Genomic DNA, 19,530 nt, shown 5'->3' on the forward strand with positions numbered 1-19,530 from the left:
AACCAGCTGGAGGGACCTTCCGCCCACGGCGACCCAAAAGCATATTCAGGCCTTGGCCTTGTCCCAGCATTGCCACAGTGTCGCCCTTTTGAAAAGTGAAAAAATGCGAACAGTGCTGAAAAATGTATGAAATAACAGCGTCACTGATGCCAATTGGGCGGACGTTTCTCTATAAATGCGCTTATGCCTTCCTCGGTATTCCGGTCCATCATATTCTGAGCCATTACTTCGGCAGTGTACGCGTAGGCCTGGTCAACGGGCATGTTAACTTGTTGATAAAAAGCTGTTTTACCGATTTTTACCGCACTGCTAAGCTTTGCCGCCAACTTCTCTGCAAGCGTATCAGTTTCTTCCGCCAGCAGGTTTTCAGGGACAACCCGATTGACCAGACCAAGCTCTGCTGCGCGCTCGGCTGAAATAAAATCACCGGTCGTCAGCATCTCAAACGCCTGTTTACGCGGAATATTCCGGCTGAGTGCCACCATCGGTGTCGAGCAAAACAGGCCGATATTAACGCCATTTACGCCAAACCGTGTACCCTCGGCCGCAATTGCCATGTCACAGGTTGCTACCAACTGACAGCCTGCCGCCGTAGCGATTCCGTGCGTCTGGGCAATAACAGGCTGGGGCAGGGACTGGATAGACAGCATCATCTTTGCGCAGCGGTCGAACAGATCCTGAAAGTAGGAAAGCCCTCGGTCGCTGGCCTGTCGTCCTTGCGTCATCTGTTTCAGATCGTGCCCGGCACAAAACGCTTTTCCTGCCCCTGAAAGAACAACGACACGAATCGAATTATCATCACGCAGTGCATCGAGCTCGGCCTGCAACGCGGCGAGCATTTCGTCACTCAGTGCATTCAAACGCTCAGGCGCATTCATCTTGAGCCGCGCAATAGCGCCTGTGTCGTTACGTTCCAGAATTGCCATCTTGCCCTCCCACTGGCGTTTGGGCCAACTCTAGGCGGGCAGAGCCATGAGGGGAAGCATGTCGTTAGCACTGAGCAAACAAGATTTGACAGAGTATCTGGAAGAAGTATTTCCACAGGTCCACAGCGATTTTGTTGTGGAAGAACTGACCGAGACGTCCATCACGATGCGACTAAGGGTCGAGGACCGACATCTGCGCCCTGGCGGCACCGTATCTGGGCCGTCCATGTTCGGGCTGGCAGATGTTAGCGTTTATGCGATGGTTTTGGCGCGAAAGGGTCGGCAATCGCTGGCGGTAACCACAAACAGTTCGCTGGATTTTCTTCGCAAGCCGGAAGGTGGTGCTGACTTAATTGCCGAATGCAAGTTGCTGAAATTAGGTCGAACATTGGCAGTAGGGGATGTGCTGATTTACTCGGAAGGCTCAGACAAACCGGTTGCACGGGCGAGTATGACGTATTCCATTCCTCCAGAAGGCTCAGCCGCCGCCGCGTTTGGATAAAAAAGGGCCGGGGACAAACCCCGGCCAGGAAGGGGTCCCTTAGATGGGACTGGGGATAATTATTTCATCCAGAAGTAGCGGCTTACTTCTTCATCGGCGCGATGGCGGGTCAGTCCTACATCGCGAAGCAGCCTGTCATCCAGCTTGCCTAAATTGACGCGGCTGCGGCGGCGTTGCTCCCACTGTGTGACAATCGCCGCAAACCGCACGGCCAGCGCGGCGATCAGCGGCAGCCGAGGGCTGTCGTTCAGCAGCAAGAGGGCGGGGTTGTGCATTGCGCGTGTCATCTTGGGTATCCTTTCAAATTGTATTGACACAAAGCTAAGATGTTCGGTACAGTGCGTTGATACATTCAACATTGTATCGAAATCAAAGGAAGAATTGTAATGGATACAATTTGGCCAGAGGCATTACCTAAATCCAAAGGTCCAAAGTACACTCTGGTCGCCGACACGATCCGAAAAGCAATAGATAACAAGACACTGGAGGTTGGAAAGAAACTGCCTCCGGTGCGGGAACTGGCGTATCGATTAAAGATCACACCAGGCACTGTCGCGCGTGCCTATACGATCCTGACCGATGAAGGCTTGCTACAAGCCGAGGTCGGGCGTGGTACATTTGTCGCCCCGCCGCGATCGCCCATTTTGGATGATGTCTGGTCGCGGCAGTTACACCTGAGGGACGATAAATATGAGTCCAACGTTAGCCTGTTCAGCCCACGCCTGCCAGATGTAGGGCAGGTGACCTTAATCCGCGAATGCCTTGAAAAGGTTGCGAAAGGCGATCCGCGGATGTTCATGAACTATCCGACCCGCGATGCTTATCTACCGGTGCGCCAAGTTGTGGCTGACTGGTTATCGGATCTTCCACTTGGTTCATTGAACGCAGATGACATTGTACTGACGCATGGCGGACAAAGTGGTATTTGTGTCGTTTTTCAAACCGTACTGAGGGATCCTAGACCCGTCGTGCTGGTCGAGGATCTGTCGTATGCCGGTTTCCGGCGGGCCGGCGAGTTGATGCGCGCCGAGATTGTTGGGGTAAAGATGGACAAATGGGGAATAAGCCCCGACGCGCTGGATCACATCCTCAGGCAAACCAAGGCGCAGGCGATCTGCGTCTCACCCGAGGTGCAGAACCCTACGGGCGGGCATTCTCCGCTGGAGAGACGCAAAGAGGTGGTCGAGATTGCGCGAAAGTATGAATTGCAGATCATCGAAGATGATTGCTATCGCATGGGTGAGGCACGCGCGCCCAGCTATCGTGCGTTGGCACCTGAGCGGGGCTGGCATGTCTCTTCAATTTCAAAAACGCTGACGCCAGCGCTACGTGTTGGATTCGCGATTGCCCCACGGGAGCGAAGTGTAGATTTGCGCCGATCTGCCGAGTACGGGTACTTTGGGTTGGCCCAACCCTTAGCCGAATTGACGCGGCTATTGTTGGGGCACCCAGAGGCGAGGCAACTGGCACGAGATGTTCGCTCCAAGATGGGAGAATATGTGCGGGTCGCAGTAAACGCCTTGGGCGGCTTTGACCTCAATTGGGATTCAGAGATTCCCTTTGTGTGGCTGCATCTGCCTTCGGGTTGGCGCTCTGCTGCCTTCAGTCGCGCAGCCGAACGTGAAGGTATTCAATTGCGATCTGCCGACGAATTCGCGCTTAGGGACGGCAGGGCACCAAATGCTGTCCGTATTGCAGTGAACGGGCATGTCTCGTTAGCTAAATTCGAAGATGCAATGCTGCGCCTGCGCGCGTTGTTGGATAACCCACCCGAACAAATAAGCGTCTAAGCCTTAATTCAACGGGGTGGGGTCCCCAAAAAAACCGGCCAAATGCCCGATCTTGCCGTCGGCATCGAGGCGGATGAAATCATGCCCCGCGACCATGATCGAACCATTGGGTGAAACCATATGCCAGGTGAAGTGGACGACGTCATGATGTGAGGTGGGGGCGCTTGTCAGTTCAACGCGGCCTTGCGTATCTTTCAAGACTTCTCCGATATGTTCGGATAGCTGATCTCTTCCAGTTACCGCAGCGGTAGGATCGACATAGCGGCCATTGCCAGCAAAACACTGATCAAGCAGTTCCAGTCGTCTATTCGGGTTCGTTTCCTGCCAGGCCGCACCATAAGCGGCAATTACATTGTTTAGTTCTTGCATTGTAGCCTCCGGGGACTGGTTGGTTCTAATAAGCGGGTTACCGTTGCGCATCTTATAGATTTAGATAGTTTGGCAGATGAATCATTGGGGGTAAAATAATACCTATTTTGTAAGTAGTTGTTATTGCTTAGTTTATTCTACCTTGCGTGTATTGACCTGCATCACGAGTAGGTCTAAACCCCATCCATCGAATTCGGGCCGCTCCGCTTGGGGCGGTCTTTCACATCAAACAGGACTATCCTGCCATGAAAACCTTTTCTGCAACACCTGCAGACATCGACAAGAAATGGATCCTGATCGACGCAGAAGGCGTTGTTCTGGGCCGTCTTGCCTCGATCGTCGCCATGCGCCTGCGTGGCAAGCACAAAGCGTCGTTCACACCCAACATGGACATGGGCGACAATGTCATCGTGATCAACGCTGACAAAATCCAGATGACCGGCAAGAAGCGCGAAGAGAACTTCTACTGGCACACTGGCCACCCGGGCGGCATCAAATCGCGCACCAAGCAGCAGATCCTAGAGGGTGCACACCCCGAGCGCGTCGTGACCCAGGCGGTCAAGCGCATGCTGCCGGGCAACCGCCTGGCTCGCCAGCAGATGACCAACCTGCGCGTTTACGCAGGCGCCGAGCATCCCCATGAGGCGCAAGCGCCCGAAGTTCTGGATGTTGCATCCATGAACAAGAAAAACACCCGGAGCTAATGACCGATGGCTGATCAGATCAATACTCTCGAAGAGCTGAGCGCCGTCGCAGGCGTTGAAACCGTGGCCGAAGAAGTCATCGTGCGTGAACCCGTACGTGACGAACTGGGCCGCTCCTATGCCACCGGCAAGCGTAAAGACGCCGTTGCCCGCGTTTGGATCAAGCCGGGTTCCGGCAAGGTCACCGTGAACGGCAAAGATCAGGACAAGTATTTTGCGCGTCCCGTTCTGCAGCTGATCCTGCGCCAACCGTTCCAGGTTGCCGGTGTTGAAGGTGAGTTCGACGTTGTTGCAACCGTCAAAGGCGGTGGCCTGACGGGGCAGGCCGGTGCGGTCAAGCACGGCATCTCGAAAGCGCTGCAACTGTACGATCCGAACCTGCGTGGCGCTCTGAAAGCTGCTGGCTTCCTGACCCGCGACAGCCGCGTTGTGGAACGTAAGAAATACGGTAAGCGCAAAGCGCGTCGTTCGTTCCAGTTCTCCAAGCGCTAACACAGAACGAGCTATAATCTCAATTAAATCAAACGCTCGCATTGATTTGCGGGCGTTTTTTTGTGTTAGCAGGTAGTTAGCATTGTACTGAAGTCATTGACGTTTAAAGTTAGCGAAATTAGCATATTTGCAGCGTATAAAGCATGTATGAAATGGAGTGATTTTGGCGTTTTACGAGAATAGGCAAGAGCATTACGGTGGTGCTTTAGTGCTGTTCCAACGCAATCTCGCTGTTGCCGTTCCCAATTCCAAATCCCATCGTCAACCAACCTGGTACATGCGTCTGAAAATTGCAGGGCGTAAAGGCTATGTGACACGCAGTACAAAATTGACAAAGTATGAAGATGCTTACGCGTTTGCGCACGACGAGTATTTGCGTTTGCAGCAGGCGGCACGATTGGGGCACAGCTTAGACGAATACACCTTTGAACAACACTGGAACGATTGGTACGAGCGGAACGTGCGCAATGGAACTTGGGCAAATGAGCGCGCGCGCTGGCACAAGATGTATTTCAATCGCTACTTCAAAGACTATTTTTCTAACGCAGACAAAAGCCCAAAGTTTCTTAACGAGATAACACCACAGTTTGCACACGGCTACTGGGACTGGCGGAAGGCTTACTGGCAAAGTGAGAAGGCTGAAAAGCTTCGTGACTACAATCCAAAGCGTCGCGGTAGCAAAACGCGAGGAACAGCGAACGCAAAGGCTTCGCCTGCACTAAAGACTTTGCAGATGGAGCAAAGTGCGCTGAATCAAATCTTCTACGACGCGTTTGAACGCGGGCGCATGCAGCAGGTGTTTAAGATGCGTGTTGCAGACAAGGGCAGGGCACCAAACAGAAGAGCGGGTTTTGATACAGGGCGAGAGCATTTGGTTTTGGTGCGCAACTTACGCAGTTACAGAGATTGTGTGGGTAGATTTGCAAGCGAAGGGCTGAATGCATGGCATAAACTGCACCGTTCTCAGCTGTCACACTTCATCATGTTTTTGCTGCACAGCGGATTGCGCGTTGGTGAAGCGCGAGAAATGAAGTGGAGCGATGTGAAGCTTGATGAAGTGGTAGAAGGCGATGAAGAACGCATTGCAGAAGTGCGGGTGAGCAAAGCGACGAAGAAGGGGCAAGCGCGCTTTGTGCAGACACAGCCAAGTGCAAACACAGCGCTTGTGGAGTGGAAAAAAATCTCACCGCATACAAACGCAAACGACTGGATTTGGTTTGGGCAGAAGCACGATGTAGACGGCAAGGTTACGCAAATTGGCGACCTTAACAAAAGCTTTCAGCAATACTTACGCGCAATTGACTTTGATGGCAGGCAAGATGGCTTGCTTTACGATAGGGACGGTGACAGGCGCAGCTTGTATAGCTTGAGACACACATACGCGACGCTGCGCTTGGAGAAGGGCGATGTGAACATATACGACTTGGCGCTGAACATGGGCTGCAAGGTGAAACAGATTGAAACACACTATAGCCATGTAGTTTCAAAGCAGCGCAGGCAGCAGATCACGCGCACTGTAAGAAAAAAGAAAAGCGGCGCTAAGGAAGGCGCTGCTATGCAAGATGATGCATTTTTTTCTGAGGCAATGCGTCGTTACAAAGCAGGTGAGCTGAGTGACGACGTTTTTTTGGCGATAGCGAAGGGAAAAGCTAGTTAGCTGTGCATTTCTTCCAGCAAGTCTTCCCAGTATTTTAGCACAGCGTTTGCTGTGTTCTCAAAATCTACCTTTGTCCCACCGTCATCAATCACTACCACCCCGCGTCCATACTTGCTTACGCCATACACACCTTCACCATACCTACTCTCAATCGCAGTGGTGTCCGTTATGTGTGTTGCTTGCGTTGACGGCGATGAGAGACACACATGCTTAGAAGCGTTTGCTAGGTCGCGCACGTGCTTGAATGCAGGGCACGCGCTTTGAACGTGGCTGTTGAAATCGCGTGCGTTGCTTAAGTCTGCACCCAGCGCGTTCCCATATGTGTGCCACATCCATTCGTGCATGCTAAAGAGTGAGCTAGCTAAGTTGAACGCTGCGGGCAAGCTGGTTGGCTGCGATTTGTACTGCTGCAAGTTGTAAGCAACGACTTGGTCAAAGAACTCTCTTGCTGTTGCTACAGTTGCCATTCTCGCTCCCTGCTTCAAACAAGCTCAATCGCGTTGCGCAGCTTGCTTTCGTTATAGTCAATGTAGCGCTGCGTGGTGCTAATGTCTTTGTGTCGCGCAAGTGCCTGTATCACCCGCACATTGACGCCCTTGTCTGCAAGCTCAGTTAAAAACTGTCTGCGTCCGCTGTGGGAGCTAGCACCTTTAATGCCAGCAAGCGCGTAAAAGCGCCCAAACAAGTTCACAATCGTCTGCGCACTGAATCCGCCACGCTTTGCGCTGAAGAACAATGCTGCGTCTGGTTCGCTGACATGACTAGGGTAGGTTGCTGCATATGAAGCAAGTGCCTTGTTCAACCGTTTGCTCACAAGCACAGTGCCAGCTTCATTGCCCTTTGTCTGCATCGCTGCCAAGTAAACCGTGTCGCGTACGTTACCGCTCTCGTCAAAAACGTCGCCAACTTTCAGTGCTGCAATCTCACATGCACGTAGCCCAGCAAAAAAACTGAATGCAAAAATTGTGCGGTTACGGGTTTTGTAGCGATGAGCGTCAATGACTGCGTAAACGCGCTTCTGTTCTGCAGTTGTCAGTAGTTTTGCTTGTTTCATGTCTCACCTAAATGTGTGCTTATGTCGTAAAACATTGTAATGTCGCACATTTTGCTAAGCGATGAAAAAAGGCAAAGAAGCTAAGTCTTTGTTGTCAAATGCACTTCAGTTAAAATGTTAAACTCTACACGAAAGCTAACATTTTGCTCAAAGCACAATTTCTGCAATCCTGTGTTTGTGCATCAAATAATCGCTCAGCAACCGCTCCACCTCTTCCAGCCCACGCTTGCCTTGCCTGTCGTTGCGCTCGCTTAACCTGGCCCGCGTGTGTGCAAGGCAGTTGATTGCAGCGTCTACACTAAAGTCCTGTCCTGCATGCTTCTGCCAAGCAAACCAGTTCCTGTTTTTCTTGCACCAAGTCTTGCTTAACTCCTCTGCCGTCTCAATCTCGTCAATCTCAACTAGCTTCATGTATGTGTAGTTCATCAATTTCATGTCTGTTTACCTTTGTTCGAAAACTTCGTTTGTTTGTTTATTCGTATTGGAATTTGGCAAAAGTTCAGGATTAGCTGCAAACAGCGTTTACAACTTCCAGCGTCTCCGCCAGCACACATCAGTCCGCATCGCAGTTTTTCAGTGTGGTGCAGTTTGTCCTGCTATTTTTGTTCTGCGCGTTGCAAGCGCGGCTCGCATCAACGCAGTTTCTTTTGTCAGCTCGTTTGTCGCTTGTCGTTTTATTAGACGACGGAATTTGTGCATGGGCTTTGGGTTTGGGGGGAGGAGAGAGAGGTGTGTAGCTGGTAGATACAAAGTATCAGCGCCTAGCTTTTTAAACTCGTGCAAGCCGTAACGTGCAGTGTGTTCTCCGTTCCTAGCTTCTTCAATTACCGTGTGCTCGTAGCCCATCGTAAAGCTGCTTGCTTCATCCCAAACACATCGCGCTGTCTCGCAAAATTGCCCAATATTTGCGCTTGGCTTGGCAACGAAATGATAATGTAAGTTACTACCACTAGTGCCTAGTTGCCTAAAAACAGCGCGCTCAATTCTGTGTCCGTCGTCCACCAAATTGCGCCCTAAGTACGCTCTGTCCAAGCTACTAAAAAACTTCCGCACAATAGCCTCTGCATTGTGCGCACTAATACTGTGCCCGTCCGTAAACTTCAGCGTACCAAAAACTGTAAATTGTTTTGTTGCCAGCCAGCTTGCCAAAGCTTGCTTCTGTTTTTCATTTTTTGCGTAGTTCATTTTTCTTTGTCGTTTGCACAGGTTTTATTGGTGTTTTGGGACTGGCTTCGTTTGATTTGCGCACAAGCCTGCCGCGCTCTTTTTCAGCGTTTGACTGTTTGCCGTTTCTTCTCGCTGTGCGTTTTGCGTCAGTTCCCAGCTCTGTCAGCTTCTGCCGCTTTCCGCTCTTGTCGCGTAGCATTTGACGCAACAGCAGCACCGTCATGTCCATCGCAGTGTCTTGCTCGTCGTCATCAAGCTCTAAGTAGCCAGCAAACAGCAGCTCCAGCTGCCTTCCTATGTTTTCAAGTTGTCCCATGTGTAAAGCCTTCAAGTTATTTATGCTTTGGGGGCAAAGGTTTGAGCGGTGTTGGGGCGCTTTGGAGAAAATTATGTTGAAGCAAGGTGATTTGCTTGCAGGGAAAGGAAGCGAAGGAGAAACAAAGCTGTGGCGCGATGCGTGCTTGAGGGATACTGTGATGAAAAACAGCAACTTAGTGGCGAGCAGCGAATTTTATGTCAGCTTTAGACCGTATCCTTCAATCTTATCGTAACGAAGCAGTAACAGAGCGTGAGAAAGGCACATATTTTGAACGCCTTGCGCTTGCTTACTTGCGCAATGACCCAGTGCAAACGCAGCAGTTTAGCGACGTTTGGACATACAGCGAATGGGCGAAGGAACACGGATGGAGTGGAAAAGACACTGGCATTGACTTGGTAGCAAAACTTGCTGACGAAGACGGTTATGCGGCTGTGCAGTGCAAGTTCTACTCACCCAAGCATCGCGTGCAAAAAGGTGACGTAGACAAGTTTTTAAGCGCTTCATCCAAGTCACCTTTCCTGCGCCGTGTGTTTATTGACACGACGGAAGTTGATTGGAGCGAAAACGCAGAAGACACAATACGCGGTCAAAGCATTCCAGTTGTGCGTATTGGCTTGGATGCGTTGCGTGACAGTGCGATTGACTGGAGTGTTTTTGAAGCAAGCGAAGACATCAAGCTACATGACAAAAAGCAGCTGAGATCACATCAGCAGCAGGCACTTGATGCGGTAAGAAGCGGTTTTGAAGAACACGACAGAGGCAAGCTGATTATGGCTTGCGGTACTGGCAAGACGTTTACGGCTTTGAAAATTGCGGAATCGTTGGCTGGCGAAGGCAAGCGTGTTCTGTTTCTCGTTCCATCACTTGCACTGATTGCGCAGACGGTGCGTGAGTGGACTTTTGACACTGAAACTGAGTTGCGATCGTTTGCCGTGTGTAGTGATGCGCAAGTTGGCAAGCGTAGAAAAGACAACAACGATATAGCTGAAATTGAAGTGCACGAGCTGGAATTTCCAGCCACAACGCAACCAGCGAAACTAGTTGAAAAAGCTGGCGCTGATGATGCTGAACGCATGACGGTTGTCTTTAGCACGTATCAAAGCATTCCCGTTCTCACCGCTGCACAAGAACAAGGTTTGCAGCCGTTTGACCTCATCATTTGCGATGAAGCCCACAGAACAACGGGCGCAACGATTGACGGTGAAGAAGCAAGCAACTTTGTCAAAATACATGACAACGCATACGTGAAAGGCGCCAAGCGCCTTTACATGACCGCAACGCCGCGCATTTTTGGTGAAAATGCACGAACAAAGGCGGCTGATGCTGCTGTTGAGCTTTGCGACATGGACGACGAAGCGCTTTACGGACCAACGTTTTTTACGCGCGGTTTCAGCTGGGCTGTAGAGAACGGGATGCTGACAGATTACAAAGTTATCGTGCTGGCAATGGACGAGACAGTTGTAAGCAGGTCAGTGCAAAGCAGGTTGGCTGAAGATAACGAGCTAAAGCTGGACGACGCGACTAAAATCATTGGTTGTTACAAGGCGCTGCAAAAGCACGGCGATAACCAGGAATTTGCTGTAGATGCTGACCCAATGCGGCGTGCTATCGCGTTTTGCAAAGACATTCGTTCCAGCAAGCTGATTTCACGCGAGTTTGCAGCCGTTGTGGACGAGTACAATGGTGAGAGTGTGCTGGAAGACACGGACAGTGACACACTGACCTGCGAAGTTGAGCATGTTGACGGCACATTTAATGCGAAAACACGTGGCGAGCTTTTGCACTGGCTTGGCGACGATGTTGAACAAAACAATTGCAAAATTCTTAGTAATGCACGCTGCTTGAGTGAGGGAGTTGACGTTCCGTCGCTAGACGCAATTCTATTCCTGCATCCACGCAAATCACAAATTGACGTTGTTCAAAGTGTTGGACGCGTGATGCGCAGGGCGGAAGGTAAAAGGCTAGGCTACGTAATCTTGCCAGTAGTCATTCCAGCTGGCGTAGCTCCAGAAGATGCACTGAATGACAACGAACGTTACAGGGTCGTTTGGCAGATTTTGAACGCGTTGCGTGCACACGACGACAGGTTTGATGCGACGATCAACAAACTTGAACTGAACAACGATACAGGTGGGCAGATAGAAGTGATCGCTGTTGCTGACCAGTTGCCTCAAAAGCAAACAAGCGACGAAGGTGCTGGCATAGGCGAAGGCGGTAGTGAAGACGATGGCGACACAAGTGGAACAACACGCACAGAAGAACAGCTGAACTTTATTTTTGATGAATTTCCAGCAGCTATACGTGCAAAAATCGTGCAGAAATGCGGGCGGCGCACATATTGGGAAAACTGGGCGAAGGACATTGGCAAGATTGCGCAACAGCACATTGAGCGCATCAAGGCAATACTTGAGACGGGCGAAGCAGAGCGCGAGATTTTTGACGAATTTCTTGCTGAGATACGCGATGACTTGAACAGCGCGGTCACAGATGAAGAAGCGATTGAGATGCTTGCGCAGCATCTTATCACCAAACCAGTGTTTGATGCTTTGTTTGAAGACTATGACTTTGCCAGCCTAAATCCTGTTTCCCAAGCCATGCAAAACGTCATTTCTGTGCTTGAGCCACAAAATTTGCAGAAGGAAGCGGAAGAACTTGAAGGCTTTTACGCAAGCGTGAAGCGGCGCGCGAGTGGCATTGATAATGCGGAAGGCAAGCAGAAGATTATTGTTGAGCTGTATGACAAGTTCTTCAAAACTGCATTCCCAAAACTCACAGAGAAACTGGGCATTGTGTACACGCCCGTTGAAGTCGTTGATTTTATCATCAACAGCGTCAATGACATTCTGAAACAAGAGTTTGGGCAAACGCTTGGTAGCAAAGGCGTACACATCATAGATCCGTTTACAGGCACAGGCACGTTTATCACGCGCTTGCTGCAAAGCGGGCTGATTGATGCGGATGAGCTAGAGCACAAGTTTAAGAACGAGATACACGCCAACGAAATTGTACTGCTTGCCTACTACATAGCCGCCGTAAACATTGAGGCCGCATATCACAGTTTGAGCGGCAACGACTACGCGCCGTTTGAGGGCATTTGTCTGACTGACACGTTTGAAATGTACGAAAGCGACGACATGGTTGCTGCGCTGATGGCGGACAATAGTGAGCGGCGTAACAGGCAAAAATCACTTGATATTAAAGTGATAATTGGAAATCCGCCGTACAGTGCGGGTCAAAAAAGCGAAGGCGACAACGCTAAGAACGTTTCGTACGAAGAGCTTGATGCAAGTATAAGAGACAGTTACGCAGCTAGGTCAAAGGCAAAGCTGCAACGCTTTCTGTATGACAGCTACATTAGGGCAATTCGATGGGCGAGTAACAGGCTTGGCGAAGATGGAGGTATTGTTGGATTTATTACGGGCAACGGGTGGTTGGATAAAGCATATGCTGACGGAATGCGTAAGTGCTTAGAGGAAGAATGTAGCAGCATTTATGTTGTTAATTTACGCGGCGACATACGCAAGAACATGTTGAGCAAGGGTGTGGCTAAGGAAGGCGAAAACATTTTTGCACAAGGTAGCATGACTGGCGCAGCAATAACTTTCTTAGTGAAAAATCCATCGCGTGTAACGCCTGCAAGTGTGCACTATTTTGATATTGGGGATGACTTAAAAAGGTCACAAAAGCTTTCGCTACTTAAGTCTTTTGGGAGTGCAAGAAGACTATCAGTTGATGGACACTTTGAGGAAACGCAAACGGATGATGATTTTGACTGGATTAACAAAAGGGACAAAAGTTTTGAAAACCACATAAAAATTGGAAGTAAGGAAAAGGGCGAAACGGAGAAGCTGTTTGAAAATTTTTCGCTAGGTGTTGTTACAAACAGGGATGCATGGTGTTTGAATTCAAGCAAAACAAAGCTTCAATATAACGTCAAAAATCTAATCAACACATACAACAATTGCCTTGTTGATGTTGAAGGTGGAAGCGATGCAGATAAGGAGCACGCAGTAGCATCAAGTGATCCCAGTGAGATTGCTTGGACGCACAATCTAAAAATGGAGCTTAGGAGGGGGCGCGAGCTAAACGAGAGCGATGGTCAATATATTACTTCTGCCTATCGTCCGTTCACAAAGCAATGGCTGTACTACAGCAGAAAGCTAAATGAACGTGTTTATCAAATGCCTCGCATCTTTCCTTCAAGCGATGTGTTGAATCGCACGATAGCAGTAAGCGGAGTAGGTGCGCGTAGCGGTGTGAGTGTTCTTATGTACGGCAGTTTGGCTGACTTGCAGGCAATGGACAATGGTCAAAATTTTCCGCTGCGGCTTTTTGAGGAAGTTGAAGTTGAGACTGATGACCTATTTGCACGTGGTGAAGACGAAACTGGGTACAGAGAAAAGGACGGCATAACTGACTATGGTTTGAAGCACTTTCAAACTGCTTACGGCAACAACACAATAACAAAAGAAGACTTGTTTTACTACGTCTACGGATTGCTTCACAGCGCGGACTACAGAGTGAGATTTGCTGACAACCTAAGCAAGCAGTTGCCGCGCATTCCACCAGTTAACAACGAGGAAGATTTTTGGACGTTTGCTCAGGCTGGGCGCAAGCTAGGCGACTTGCATGTGAGCTATGAGCAAGTTGAAGCATACCCTGTGACTATAGCGGAAGGTGATTTGAGGCTTGCGCAGTATGACGACGCAAAGGATTTTTACCGCGTTGAAAAAATGAAATTTTCAGGGAAGCGACCCAATTTGGACAAATCGAAAGTGCACTATAACGCCAACATCACAATGACAGATATTCCGCTTGAAGCTTACGACTACGTTGTAAACGGTAAGAGCGCACTTGAATGGGTGATGGAGCGGCAGTGCGTGAAGACTGACAAGAAGAGCGGCATTGTGAACGACGCGAACGACTACGCGAACGAAACAATGAACAATCCAGCTTATCCGCTTGAGCTTTTCCAGCGCGTTATCAATGTAAGCTTGGAAACGATGAAGATTGTGAACAGCTTGCCAAAGCTAGACATTGACTAGTTGCGGGTATGGCTGCTGGCGACAAGCGCGTAGCAAAGCTGAATGCTGTTTTGGAGCGGCTTAGAGGCGGCAAAAACGTACAAAATCGTCAGCTGCGTGCATTGCTTGGTGAGCAAGTATTTGCAGAGTTTGAAGACGGGTGGCGTATGGCACGTGAGAAGATAGGAATGAGGAACTAAAAAATGCTGGTTTTCATTGATACAAATATCTTCTTAGACCTCTACCGCATGGGTAGTGGGCAGGGAGCGTTGAGGCAGTTGGAGCTTCTCAAACAAGTTAAGGACCACGTCATCACAACCTATCAGGTTGAAATGGAATATAAGAAGCACCGTCAACAAATGGTTATTGATACGCATAATCAGCTGAGGGGAGTTTCCTCTGATCAAAAACAGTTCTCACCGCTTTTGTTGGAGTCGCAGCCAGTTAAAATGATCAAGAAGAACATCAAAGAGATTGAGACCCAGCAAAAGAAGATCAAAGACCGCATGGATAAGATACTTCTCAATCCCACCAACAACGACCCTATTTATCAGCACCTACAGAGAATGTTCAAAGCTAAGTCCAAGCTGAACCTCAACAGGGACAAAGATGTGCGATATACGGTCAGGCGACGAGCGCAAAAACGTTTTTTTCTTGGTTACCCACCACGTAAGCCAGGCGACAATTCAATTGGCGATGCTGTGAATTGGGAATGGATTGTTGAGTGCGCCATGAATGAAAAAACTGATGTGACCATTGTCAGTAGGGACAACGATTTTGGCGTTTCCCACAACAAGAAACGCTACATCAACGACTGGCTCAAACAAGAGTTTAAGGAACGAGTGGGGCGGAAGGATGTCATTCTCACAGATAGAATGATGGATGCACTTGCGCAGCTGAAGGTTAAGGTTTCAGCGAAAGATCGTGAGGACGAGGACGCTTTGGTAGAGTCAGTCAGCTAATGCATGCTAGGCTGGCTCAGTAAGGCTTATTGCCGTGTTCAGCGAAGCTCAATCAGCGCCCACGCACAATTTTCATGTAGTTCTGCTGCCTTTGCCCGCAAAGTTGCGCTGCCTGCTCCGCTGACGCGCTAGATTTCTTCCATCAGTTTTTTGTATGGCGCAAAACTACCGCCCATTCTGCACATCACGTCTAACTGATCTAGTTCGTCAACCAGCGTCTTAATTTGATCTGCAATGTTTTGCTGCACATGCAAATCTATTCTCCTTTTTGCAGTAATTACATCATTGAATGCGAGGCTCGCTCCAAACCAAAACTCTGTATGCTCATCATCACGTTCAACGGGCACTTGGAAAGTTGCAAATAGGTAGTGAGACTTGACTAAGAACTCCGCAAGTTTTGGACCGCTTTCAACGGTTGGCATCAAACACAAATGTATTTCCAGCAAGTCATCTTCTTCATTATGCAGTTGTGGATACGGGGAAAATTGAAATCCAAATAGCTTTTGAGTTAGCGGTTTGAGGTTGCGGTGCAGCGCTATGCTTGTCCAACTTGGCGAGCTTAAGTCGCCAATAAATTGAATGCTCTCTTCTTCAATTTGAATAATTTCATCGTTGCCATTTTCAACAAGCTGCTCATAGTCTTCCCAGCTCACAAAACGTTCTTGTTCATGCAGAGAGTCGAATAGTATAGCTGTGTGGATCAGCTGTTTTGCGACTTTGTTTATCGCTACGGTCGCATTTTCATAAGAACCCAATTTGCTACCCTTCCTGCTCTTCCAAAGTTCTGCCTCACTTACACACACTATCTCAATAAGACCGTAATGCTATGATTTTAGATCGTAAAACGAGATTGAAGGCTGCAGACTTGTGCTGACAACACAAGGAGCAAAACATGACCAATTTGTCCAAACTCACCGTCAAATCCGTTACCCGTGCTAGCAAGCAAGATCCTGTGCAACAACGCAGGCAAAAGCTTGTTGCGGGTATTGAGGAGCAGATGAAAGTTGCTGCGGCTGCGTTGAAGGGTGAAAGCTACGAAACGATGCGCAAGACTTGGGGGACGAACGAGCAGGGCGAAAAGGTGCTTGTAGAAAAACTGCGCAAGGTGCGGGCGTGGTTTTTTGAACAAGACGGTTGCTGGTATGTGCAGTGCAAGTATGGGAACAAAGTGCTGGCGCTGGGGAAGGGCAATGCGGTGTTTGTGAAGACGCTGAAAGATGTGGGCACTGTACTGGAAACTTTGAAGGCAGCTGTTGAGACTGGTGAGCTTGACGAAGCTATTGAAAACATGGTGAAAAACAGGGGTAAGAAGGCGGCGTAGGCGGAATGCTGTAGTTAGCAGTTTGTTAGCAGATTATTTTGGGTACTCGTAATGTATTGATATATAATGTATAAGTAGAACTTACGAATAGCGAAGCGTTAATCGCTACGGATACCGAATTGGAAAGGGCTCGCAACCGCGAGCCCTTTTTCTTTGGTGGGTTTATTCTTCGTAAACCAGTTTCCAAGCACCATTCTCAACGACGCTGACAAAGACAGTATCAGCACCCTGATGGTCATCCGGCCCATAGGTGATCTGGTTGCCGACCAGTTCATCCATGTAATCCAGCGATTCCATTGCGGCGATGAAACTTTCGTGGGTCAGATCAGGCCCTGCGGCCTCAAGCGCTTTGACCATCATTTCGGCGGCTGAATAGCCAAGCATTGAGAAACCGACAGGATCTTCACCTGTGGCCGCTTTGTATTCCGCGATAAACGCCGCCGGGGCAGGTTCTTCCGCGCGTGCCCAGAGGTCCAGCCAAGACGCCGCGGCATAAAATCCGTCCGTGACGCCACCGGGCACCTGTGCGACCACGGTCAAGAAGCTGGCCGAGGTTCCGAGGAATTTCATGTCGGTCAGGCCCATCTTTTTGGCCGTTCCAACAACGGTGATCGCCTGACGTACGCCGAGGGCCATCGTGACGATATCGCAACCCTCTTCCTTAAGCTTGCTTAGGGAACCGACGAAGTCCGTCTCGTCAGGCTTATGGGTGGTCTCTGCACCAAACGAAATACCAGCTTCTTCAGCTCCGGCTTTGCTGCCTTCCAGGATTTCCTCGCCGAAATCCGTGGGTAGATACATTGTGCAGACGGTTTGCGATCCGAATTCACCGTTTAGATATTTCACTCCAATCCGCGCCTGGTCGTAATAGGTCGAGAACGAGGTGAACTTGTTCTTCATTGGCTCTTGCAGCATCTGCCGCGCGGCGGTCAGAGGAGCGACGTTGGGAATACCTTTCGGGTCCAGCAGTTTGAACCCGGCAACATTCATCGGTGTGCCCAGCGACTGCAACATAGCAAACACCTTGTCGCGGTTCAGAAGCTTGTTATAGCCCTGCATCGCGCGTGGCATCTGATAGCCATTATCCTCGACCACAAAGCGAATCTTGCGCCCGTGAACGCCGCCCTCGGCGTTGACCCGATCAAAGACTACATTCGCGCCCTTGGTGGCCGGCACTCCCACGGCAGCGAAGATGCCACTGAGGTCGTTAACAGAGCCAATGACGATCTCATCATCGCTCACACCCTGGGTTTGCGCCCAGCCTATTGTGGCGGATGCAGTTAATGCCGTGGCTGCAGCAAACCCCTTAATCAGTTGTTTCATATTTCTCCTCCCTGTTGGGTCGTCCCTTAACTAATTGTACATATCTTCAATGAGATGTGCGTGTTTCTTTTCCACAAGACCACGCTTGAGTTTCATCGTCGCAGTCAGCTCTTCATCCTCTGCAGTCAGCAACACATCGATCAAACGAAAATCCTTGATCTGTTCGACCCTTGCAAACTCTTTGTTTACGGCTTTGATCTCTGCACCAATCAGTTCGGTGACTTCCGATGCCGCACAGAGGGATGCAAAATTCGAGAAGGGGATCTTACGCTCTTGCGCGAATTTCTCGACATTCTCCTGATCGATCATGATCAGCGCAGTTAAATACTTACGCCTGTCCCCGATGATTACCGCGTCCGAGATGTACTGACTGAACTTCAATCCACTCTCGATCTCGGCGGGCGTGATGTTCTTGCCGCCTGCAGTGATGATGATGTCCTTGAGGCGACCTGTGATGGTGACAAAGCCATCCTCGTCGATATGCCCCATATCCCCGGTGCGCAGCCAGCCGTCGCAGGTGAAGCTTTCAGCTGTCTTGGCATTATTGCGCCAGTAGCCCTGAAAAATGTTCAGACCTTTAACCTGAATTTCCCCATCATCCGAAATACGCATATCGTTGCCGGGCACTGGCATTCCAATGGTGCCGATCTTGTTGACCCCAAGCGTGTTCAACGCCGCTATGCCGGCAGTCTCGGTCATCCCGAACCCTTCGACAATTGGTACGCCGATGGCCCAATACCATTTAAGCAGATCGGGAGAGATCGGCGCTGCGCCGGAGCCACCCCGACGAAGCCGGTCTAGGCCCAGCATCCGTCGGAGGTTGCGCAATACCAGCCGATCCCAGAACCAGAACCGCATGGCGACCGGCGAGGGCACAGGCTTGCCCGTAAGGATGTAATCAGCCCGTGCCGTGCCCGCCTTGAGCGCCTGCACAAAGGCGAAACGCCCGGTCGGCGTGGCTTCTTTCGCCATGAACATGACCTGCGAGTAGATTTTCTCCCACACGCGTGGAACGGCGGTAAAGGTGGCGGGAGAGACTTCTTGCAGGTTGGCGAATACCGTTTCGGGGCTTTCGGCGAAATTCACGGTGCTTTTCATCGCCAGTGGGTAATAGATCGACACATCGCGCTCGAGGATATGACAGAGCGGTAGAAAACACAGCTGTTCGTCGGTCGACTGAGAAGGCAGGGAATGGGCGCCAGCTTCGATCGCCGCCATGATGTTTTCATGGCTTAGCATGGCGCCCTTAGGATTGCCGGTGGTGCCCGAAGTATAGATGAGCAAGGCAGTGTCTTGTGGCGTGGCCGCAGCGATCTCCGATTCGAATGCGCCAGGTTCTTCGGCCTCAGCCTGCCGCCCGAGAGCGTACAAGTCCCCAATCATCATACAACGCGGATGGTCGAGATCGTGCAGGCCTTCGTCTTCAAGGATAATGACCTTGAGCAAATCAGGAAGTTGCTCTTCTACCTCGAGGAACTTGTCCAACTGCTCTTCATCTTCAACGATCAGAAACCGGCTGCCACTGTCGTTGATCAGATATTTCAGCTGAGCAGCTGAATCCGTGGTGTAGACGCCAGAGGCGATCCCTCCGACGCATTGGATGCCCATATCGAACCATGCCCACTCCTTACGGTCTTCGGACAGGATTGACACAACTTCGCCACGTTGCAGGCCCAACTTGCGCAGGGCCAGCCCGATCCATCTGGCGTGCTGCCAGTAGTCGGCCCATGAATAGGATTTCCAGATGCCGAAATCCTTTTCACGATGCGCTGTGCGTGATCCCAACTCGGCACAACGTTTTTGGAACAGCTCGCAAATCGTCACGCAACCATCGACCCGCAGCGGGCGCTGCCCGGGCGTCGCGTTGAACTGCACGCCGTTGATCGTGATCTGAGGGGGCAGGGGGCTTGCGTCCATCCG

Annotated in this window: 20 protein-coding genes; 9 read left to right on the top strand and 11 right to left on the bottom strand. The window is 50.3% G+C overall.

Annotated features, from left to right (window positions below; translation table 11 throughout):
* Window positions 1–140: 140 nt before the first annotated feature.
* Entirely contained in the window at window positions 141–926 is a 786-nt protein-coding gene (locus ACRZ91_RS02980) for an enoyl-CoA hydratase (RefSeq protein ID WP_170539586.1), read from the bottom strand.
* A 58-nt stretch (window positions 927–984) separates the two neighbouring features.
* Between ACRZ91_RS02980 and ACRZ91_RS02985 the strand changes: the two genes are divergently transcribed.
* Window positions 985–1,428 (top strand): PaaI family thioesterase, encoded by a 444-nt coding sequence (locus ACRZ91_RS02985; RefSeq protein WP_170470103.1) that lies wholly within the window; start codon window positions 985–987, stop codon window positions 1,426–1,428.
* A 59-nt stretch (window positions 1,429–1,487) separates the two neighbouring features.
* Here ACRZ91_RS02985 and ACRZ91_RS02990 read toward each other — a convergent pair whose 3' ends face one another.
* A complete protein-coding gene (locus tag ACRZ91_RS02990; RefSeq protein WP_010440019.1) occupies window positions 1,488–1,715 on the bottom strand; it encodes a DUF1127 domain-containing protein in 228 nt (75 codons plus the stop codon).
* A 99-nt stretch (window positions 1,716–1,814) separates the two neighbouring features.
* Here ACRZ91_RS02990 and ACRZ91_RS02995 point away from each other — a divergent pair, with 99 nt between their 5' ends.
* Window positions 1,815–3,218 (top strand): aminotransferase-like domain-containing protein, encoded by a 1,404-nt coding sequence (locus tag ACRZ91_RS02995; protein WP_480902492.1) that lies wholly within the window; start codon window positions 1,815–1,817, stop codon window positions 3,216–3,218.
* A 3-nt stretch (window positions 3,219–3,221) separates the two neighbouring features.
* Here the strand turns inward: ACRZ91_RS02995 and ACRZ91_RS03000 are convergent, their stop codons facing one another.
* Entirely contained in the window at window positions 3,222–3,587 is a 366-nt protein-coding gene (locus ACRZ91_RS03000; RefSeq protein WP_170470109.1) for a nuclear transport factor 2 family protein, read from the bottom strand.
* A 245-nt stretch (window positions 3,588–3,832) separates the two neighbouring features.
* Between ACRZ91_RS03000 and rplM the strand changes: the two genes are divergently transcribed.
* From rplM to ACRZ91_RS03015, 3 genes are all read left to right on the top strand, one after another.
* Window positions 3,833–4,291 carry a 50S ribosomal protein L13 gene (gene rplM, locus ACRZ91_RS03005; RefSeq protein WP_010440027.1) on the top strand — a complete coding sequence of 153 codons (459 nt, stop codon included), beginning with the start codon at window positions 3,833–3,835 and terminating at the stop codon, window positions 4,289–4,291.
* 6 nt (window positions 4,292–4,297) lie between these two features.
* On the top strand, window positions 4,298–4,783 hold the full coding sequence (gene rpsI, locus ACRZ91_RS03010; RefSeq protein WP_010440030.1) for a 30S ribosomal protein S9: 486 nt from the start codon (window positions 4,298–4,300) through the stop codon (window positions 4,781–4,783).
* A 157-nt stretch (window positions 4,784–4,940) separates the two neighbouring features.
* Window positions 4,941–6,440, top strand: coding sequence for a tyrosine-type recombinase/integrase (locus ACRZ91_RS03015; protein WP_480902495.1), 1,500 nt, complete (start codon window positions 4,941–4,943; stop codon window positions 6,438–6,440).
* Here ACRZ91_RS03015 and ACRZ91_RS03020 read toward each other — a convergent pair.
* The 5 genes from ACRZ91_RS03020 to ACRZ91_RS03040 form a co-directional block, all read right to left on the bottom strand.
* A complete protein-coding gene (locus ACRZ91_RS03020) occupies window positions 6,437–6,907 on the bottom strand; it encodes a hypothetical protein (protein ID WP_480902498.1) in 471 nt (156 codons plus the stop codon). The genes ACRZ91_RS03015 and ACRZ91_RS03020 overlap by 4 nt on opposite strands.
* A 14-nt stretch (window positions 6,908–6,921) precedes the next feature.
* A complete protein-coding gene (locus ACRZ91_RS03025; RefSeq protein ID WP_480902500.1) occupies window positions 6,922–7,494 on the bottom strand; it encodes a tyrosine-type recombinase/integrase in 573 nt (190 codons plus the stop codon).
* 147 nt (window positions 7,495–7,641) lie between these two features.
* The gene (locus tag ACRZ91_RS03030; RefSeq protein ID WP_480902502.1) at window positions 7,642–7,929 is read right to left on the bottom strand and encodes a hypothetical protein; all 288 of its coding nucleotides are present in this window, start codon (window positions 7,927–7,929) and stop codon (window positions 7,642–7,644) included.
* A gap of 138 nt (window positions 7,930–8,067) precedes the next feature.
* The gene (locus ACRZ91_RS03035; RefSeq protein WP_480902504.1) at window positions 8,068–8,679 is read right to left on the bottom strand and encodes a hypothetical protein; all 612 of its coding nucleotides are present in this window, start codon (window positions 8,677–8,679) and stop codon (window positions 8,068–8,070) included.
* Window positions 8,660–8,977 carry a hypothetical protein gene (locus ACRZ91_RS03040; protein WP_480902506.1) on the bottom strand — a complete coding sequence of 106 codons (318 nt, stop codon included), beginning with the start codon at window positions 8,975–8,977 and terminating at the stop codon, window positions 8,660–8,662. Before ACRZ91_RS03040 ends, ACRZ91_RS03035 begins: the two co-directional genes overlap by 20 nt.
* Window positions 8,978–9,174: 197 nt before the next feature.
* On the opposite strand from ACRZ91_RS03040, the gene ACRZ91_RS03045 reads away from it, so the two are divergent.
* The 3 genes from ACRZ91_RS03045 to ACRZ91_RS03055 are packed head-to-tail and all read left to right on the top strand — an operon-like array spanning window position 9,175 to window position 14,966.
* Window positions 9,175–14,025 carry a DEAD/DEAH box helicase gene (locus tag ACRZ91_RS03045; protein ID WP_480902508.1) on the top strand — a complete coding sequence of 1,617 codons (4,851 nt, stop codon included), beginning with the start codon at window positions 9,175–9,177 and terminating at the stop codon, window positions 14,023–14,025.
* Between the two features lie 8 nt (window positions 14,026–14,033).
* Window positions 14,034–14,204, top strand: a complete 171-nt coding sequence (locus ACRZ91_RS03050; RefSeq protein WP_480902511.1) for a hypothetical protein — start codon at window positions 14,034–14,036, stop codon at window positions 14,202–14,204.
* A gap of 3 nt (window positions 14,205–14,207) precedes the next feature.
* Window positions 14,208–14,966 (top strand): PIN domain-containing protein, encoded by a 759-nt coding sequence (locus ACRZ91_RS03055; RefSeq protein WP_480902513.1) that lies wholly within the window; start codon window positions 14,208–14,210, stop codon window positions 14,964–14,966.
* 128 nt (window positions 14,967–15,094) lie between these two features.
* Here the strand turns inward: ACRZ91_RS03055 and ACRZ91_RS03060 are convergent, their stop codons facing one another.
* Complete coding sequence (locus ACRZ91_RS03060; RefSeq protein WP_480902516.1) at window positions 15,095–15,721, bottom strand: hypothetical protein; 627 nt, start codon at window positions 15,719–15,721, stop codon at window positions 15,095–15,097.
* A 137-nt stretch (window positions 15,722–15,858) separates the two neighbouring features.
* Here ACRZ91_RS03060 and ACRZ91_RS03065 point away from each other — a divergent pair, with 137 nt between their 5' ends.
* Window positions 15,859–16,287 carry a hypothetical protein gene (locus ACRZ91_RS03065; protein WP_480902518.1) on the top strand — a complete coding sequence of 143 codons (429 nt, stop codon included), beginning with the start codon at window positions 15,859–15,861 and terminating at the stop codon, window positions 16,285–16,287.
* A 162-nt stretch (window positions 16,288–16,449) separates the two neighbouring features.
* On the opposite strand, the gene ACRZ91_RS03070 is transcribed toward ACRZ91_RS03065, so the two are convergent.
* Together ACRZ91_RS03070 and ACRZ91_RS03075 are read right to left on the bottom strand one after the other, a co-directional pair.
* A complete protein-coding gene (locus ACRZ91_RS03070) occupies window positions 16,450–17,610 on the bottom strand; it encodes an ABC transporter substrate-binding protein (RefSeq protein ID WP_480902520.1) in 1,161 nt (386 codons plus the stop codon).
* Between the two features lie 30 nt (window positions 17,611–17,640).
* The gene (locus ACRZ91_RS03075; protein WP_480902523.1) at window positions 17,641–19,527 is read right to left on the bottom strand and encodes an AMP-dependent synthetase/ligase; all 1,887 of its coding nucleotides are present in this window, start codon (window positions 19,525–19,527) and stop codon (window positions 17,641–17,643) included.
* Between the last annotated feature and the right edge of the window lie 3 nt (window positions 19,528–19,530).

Source organism: Ruegeria sp. O11, assembly GCF_056535285.1.

Bases quoted from the DNA above. Each gene is read 5' to 3' on its own strand.
- ACRZ91_RS02980 (WP_170539586.1), bottom strand. From the start codon at position 926: ATGGCAATTCTGGAACGTAACGACACAGGCGCTATTGCGCGGCTCAAG.
- ACRZ91_RS02985 (WP_170470103.1), top strand. From the start codon at position 985: ATGTCGTTAGCACTGAGCAAACAAGATTTGACAGAGTATCTGGAAGAA.
- ACRZ91_RS02990 (WP_010440019.1), bottom strand. From the start codon at position 1,715: ATGACACGCGCAATGCACAACCCCGCCCTCTTGCTGCTGAACGACAGC.
- ACRZ91_RS02995 (WP_480902492.1), top strand. From the start codon at position 1,815: ATGGATACAATTTGGCCAGAGGCATTACCTAAATCCAAAGGTCCAAAG.
- ACRZ91_RS03000 (WP_170470109.1), bottom strand. From the start codon at position 3,587: ATGCAAGAACTAAACAATGTAATTGCCGCTTATGGTGCGGCCTGGCAG.
- rplM (WP_010440027.1), top strand. From the start codon at position 3,833: ATGAAAACCTTTTCTGCAACACCTGCAGACATCGACAAGAAATGGATC.
- rpsI (WP_010440030.1), top strand. From the start codon at position 4,298: ATGGCTGATCAGATCAATACTCTCGAAGAGCTGAGCGCCGTCGCAGGC.
- ACRZ91_RS03020 (WP_480902498.1), bottom strand. From the start codon at position 6,907: ATGGCAACTGTAGCAACAGCAAGAGAGTTCTTTGACCAAGTCGTTGCT.
- ACRZ91_RS03025 (WP_480902500.1), bottom strand. From the start codon at position 7,494: ATGAAACAAGCAAAACTACTGACAACTGCAGAACAGAAGCGCGTTTAC.
- ACRZ91_RS03030 (WP_480902502.1), bottom strand. From the start codon at position 7,929: ATGAAATTGATGAACTACACATACATGAAGCTAGTTGAGATTGACGAG.
- ACRZ91_RS03035 (WP_480902504.1), bottom strand. From the start codon at position 8,679: ATGAACTACGCAAAAAATGAAAAACAGAAGCAAGCTTTGGCAAGCTGG.
- ACRZ91_RS03040 (WP_480902506.1), bottom strand. From the start codon at position 8,977: ATGGGACAACTTGAAAACATAGGAAGGCAGCTGGAGCTGCTGTTTGCT.
- ACRZ91_RS03045 (WP_480902508.1), top strand. From the start codon at position 9,175: ATGTCAGCTTTAGACCGTATCCTTCAATCTTATCGTAACGAAGCAGTA.
- ACRZ91_RS03050 (WP_480902511.1), top strand. From the start codon at position 14,034: ATGGCTGCTGGCGACAAGCGCGTAGCAAAGCTGAATGCTGTTTTGGAG.
- ACRZ91_RS03055 (WP_480902513.1), top strand. From the start codon at position 14,208: ATGCTGGTTTTCATTGATACAAATATCTTCTTAGACCTCTACCGCATG.
- ACRZ91_RS03065 (WP_480902518.1), top strand. From the start codon at position 15,859: ATGACCAATTTGTCCAAACTCACCGTCAAATCCGTTACCCGTGCTAGC.
- ACRZ91_RS03070 (WP_480902520.1), bottom strand. From the start codon at position 17,610: ATGAAACAACTGATTAAGGGGTTTGCTGCAGCCACGGCATTAACTGCA.
- ACRZ91_RS03075 (WP_480902523.1), bottom strand. From the start codon at position 19,527: ATGGACGCAAGCCCCCTGCCCCCTCAGATCACGATCAACGGCGTGCAG.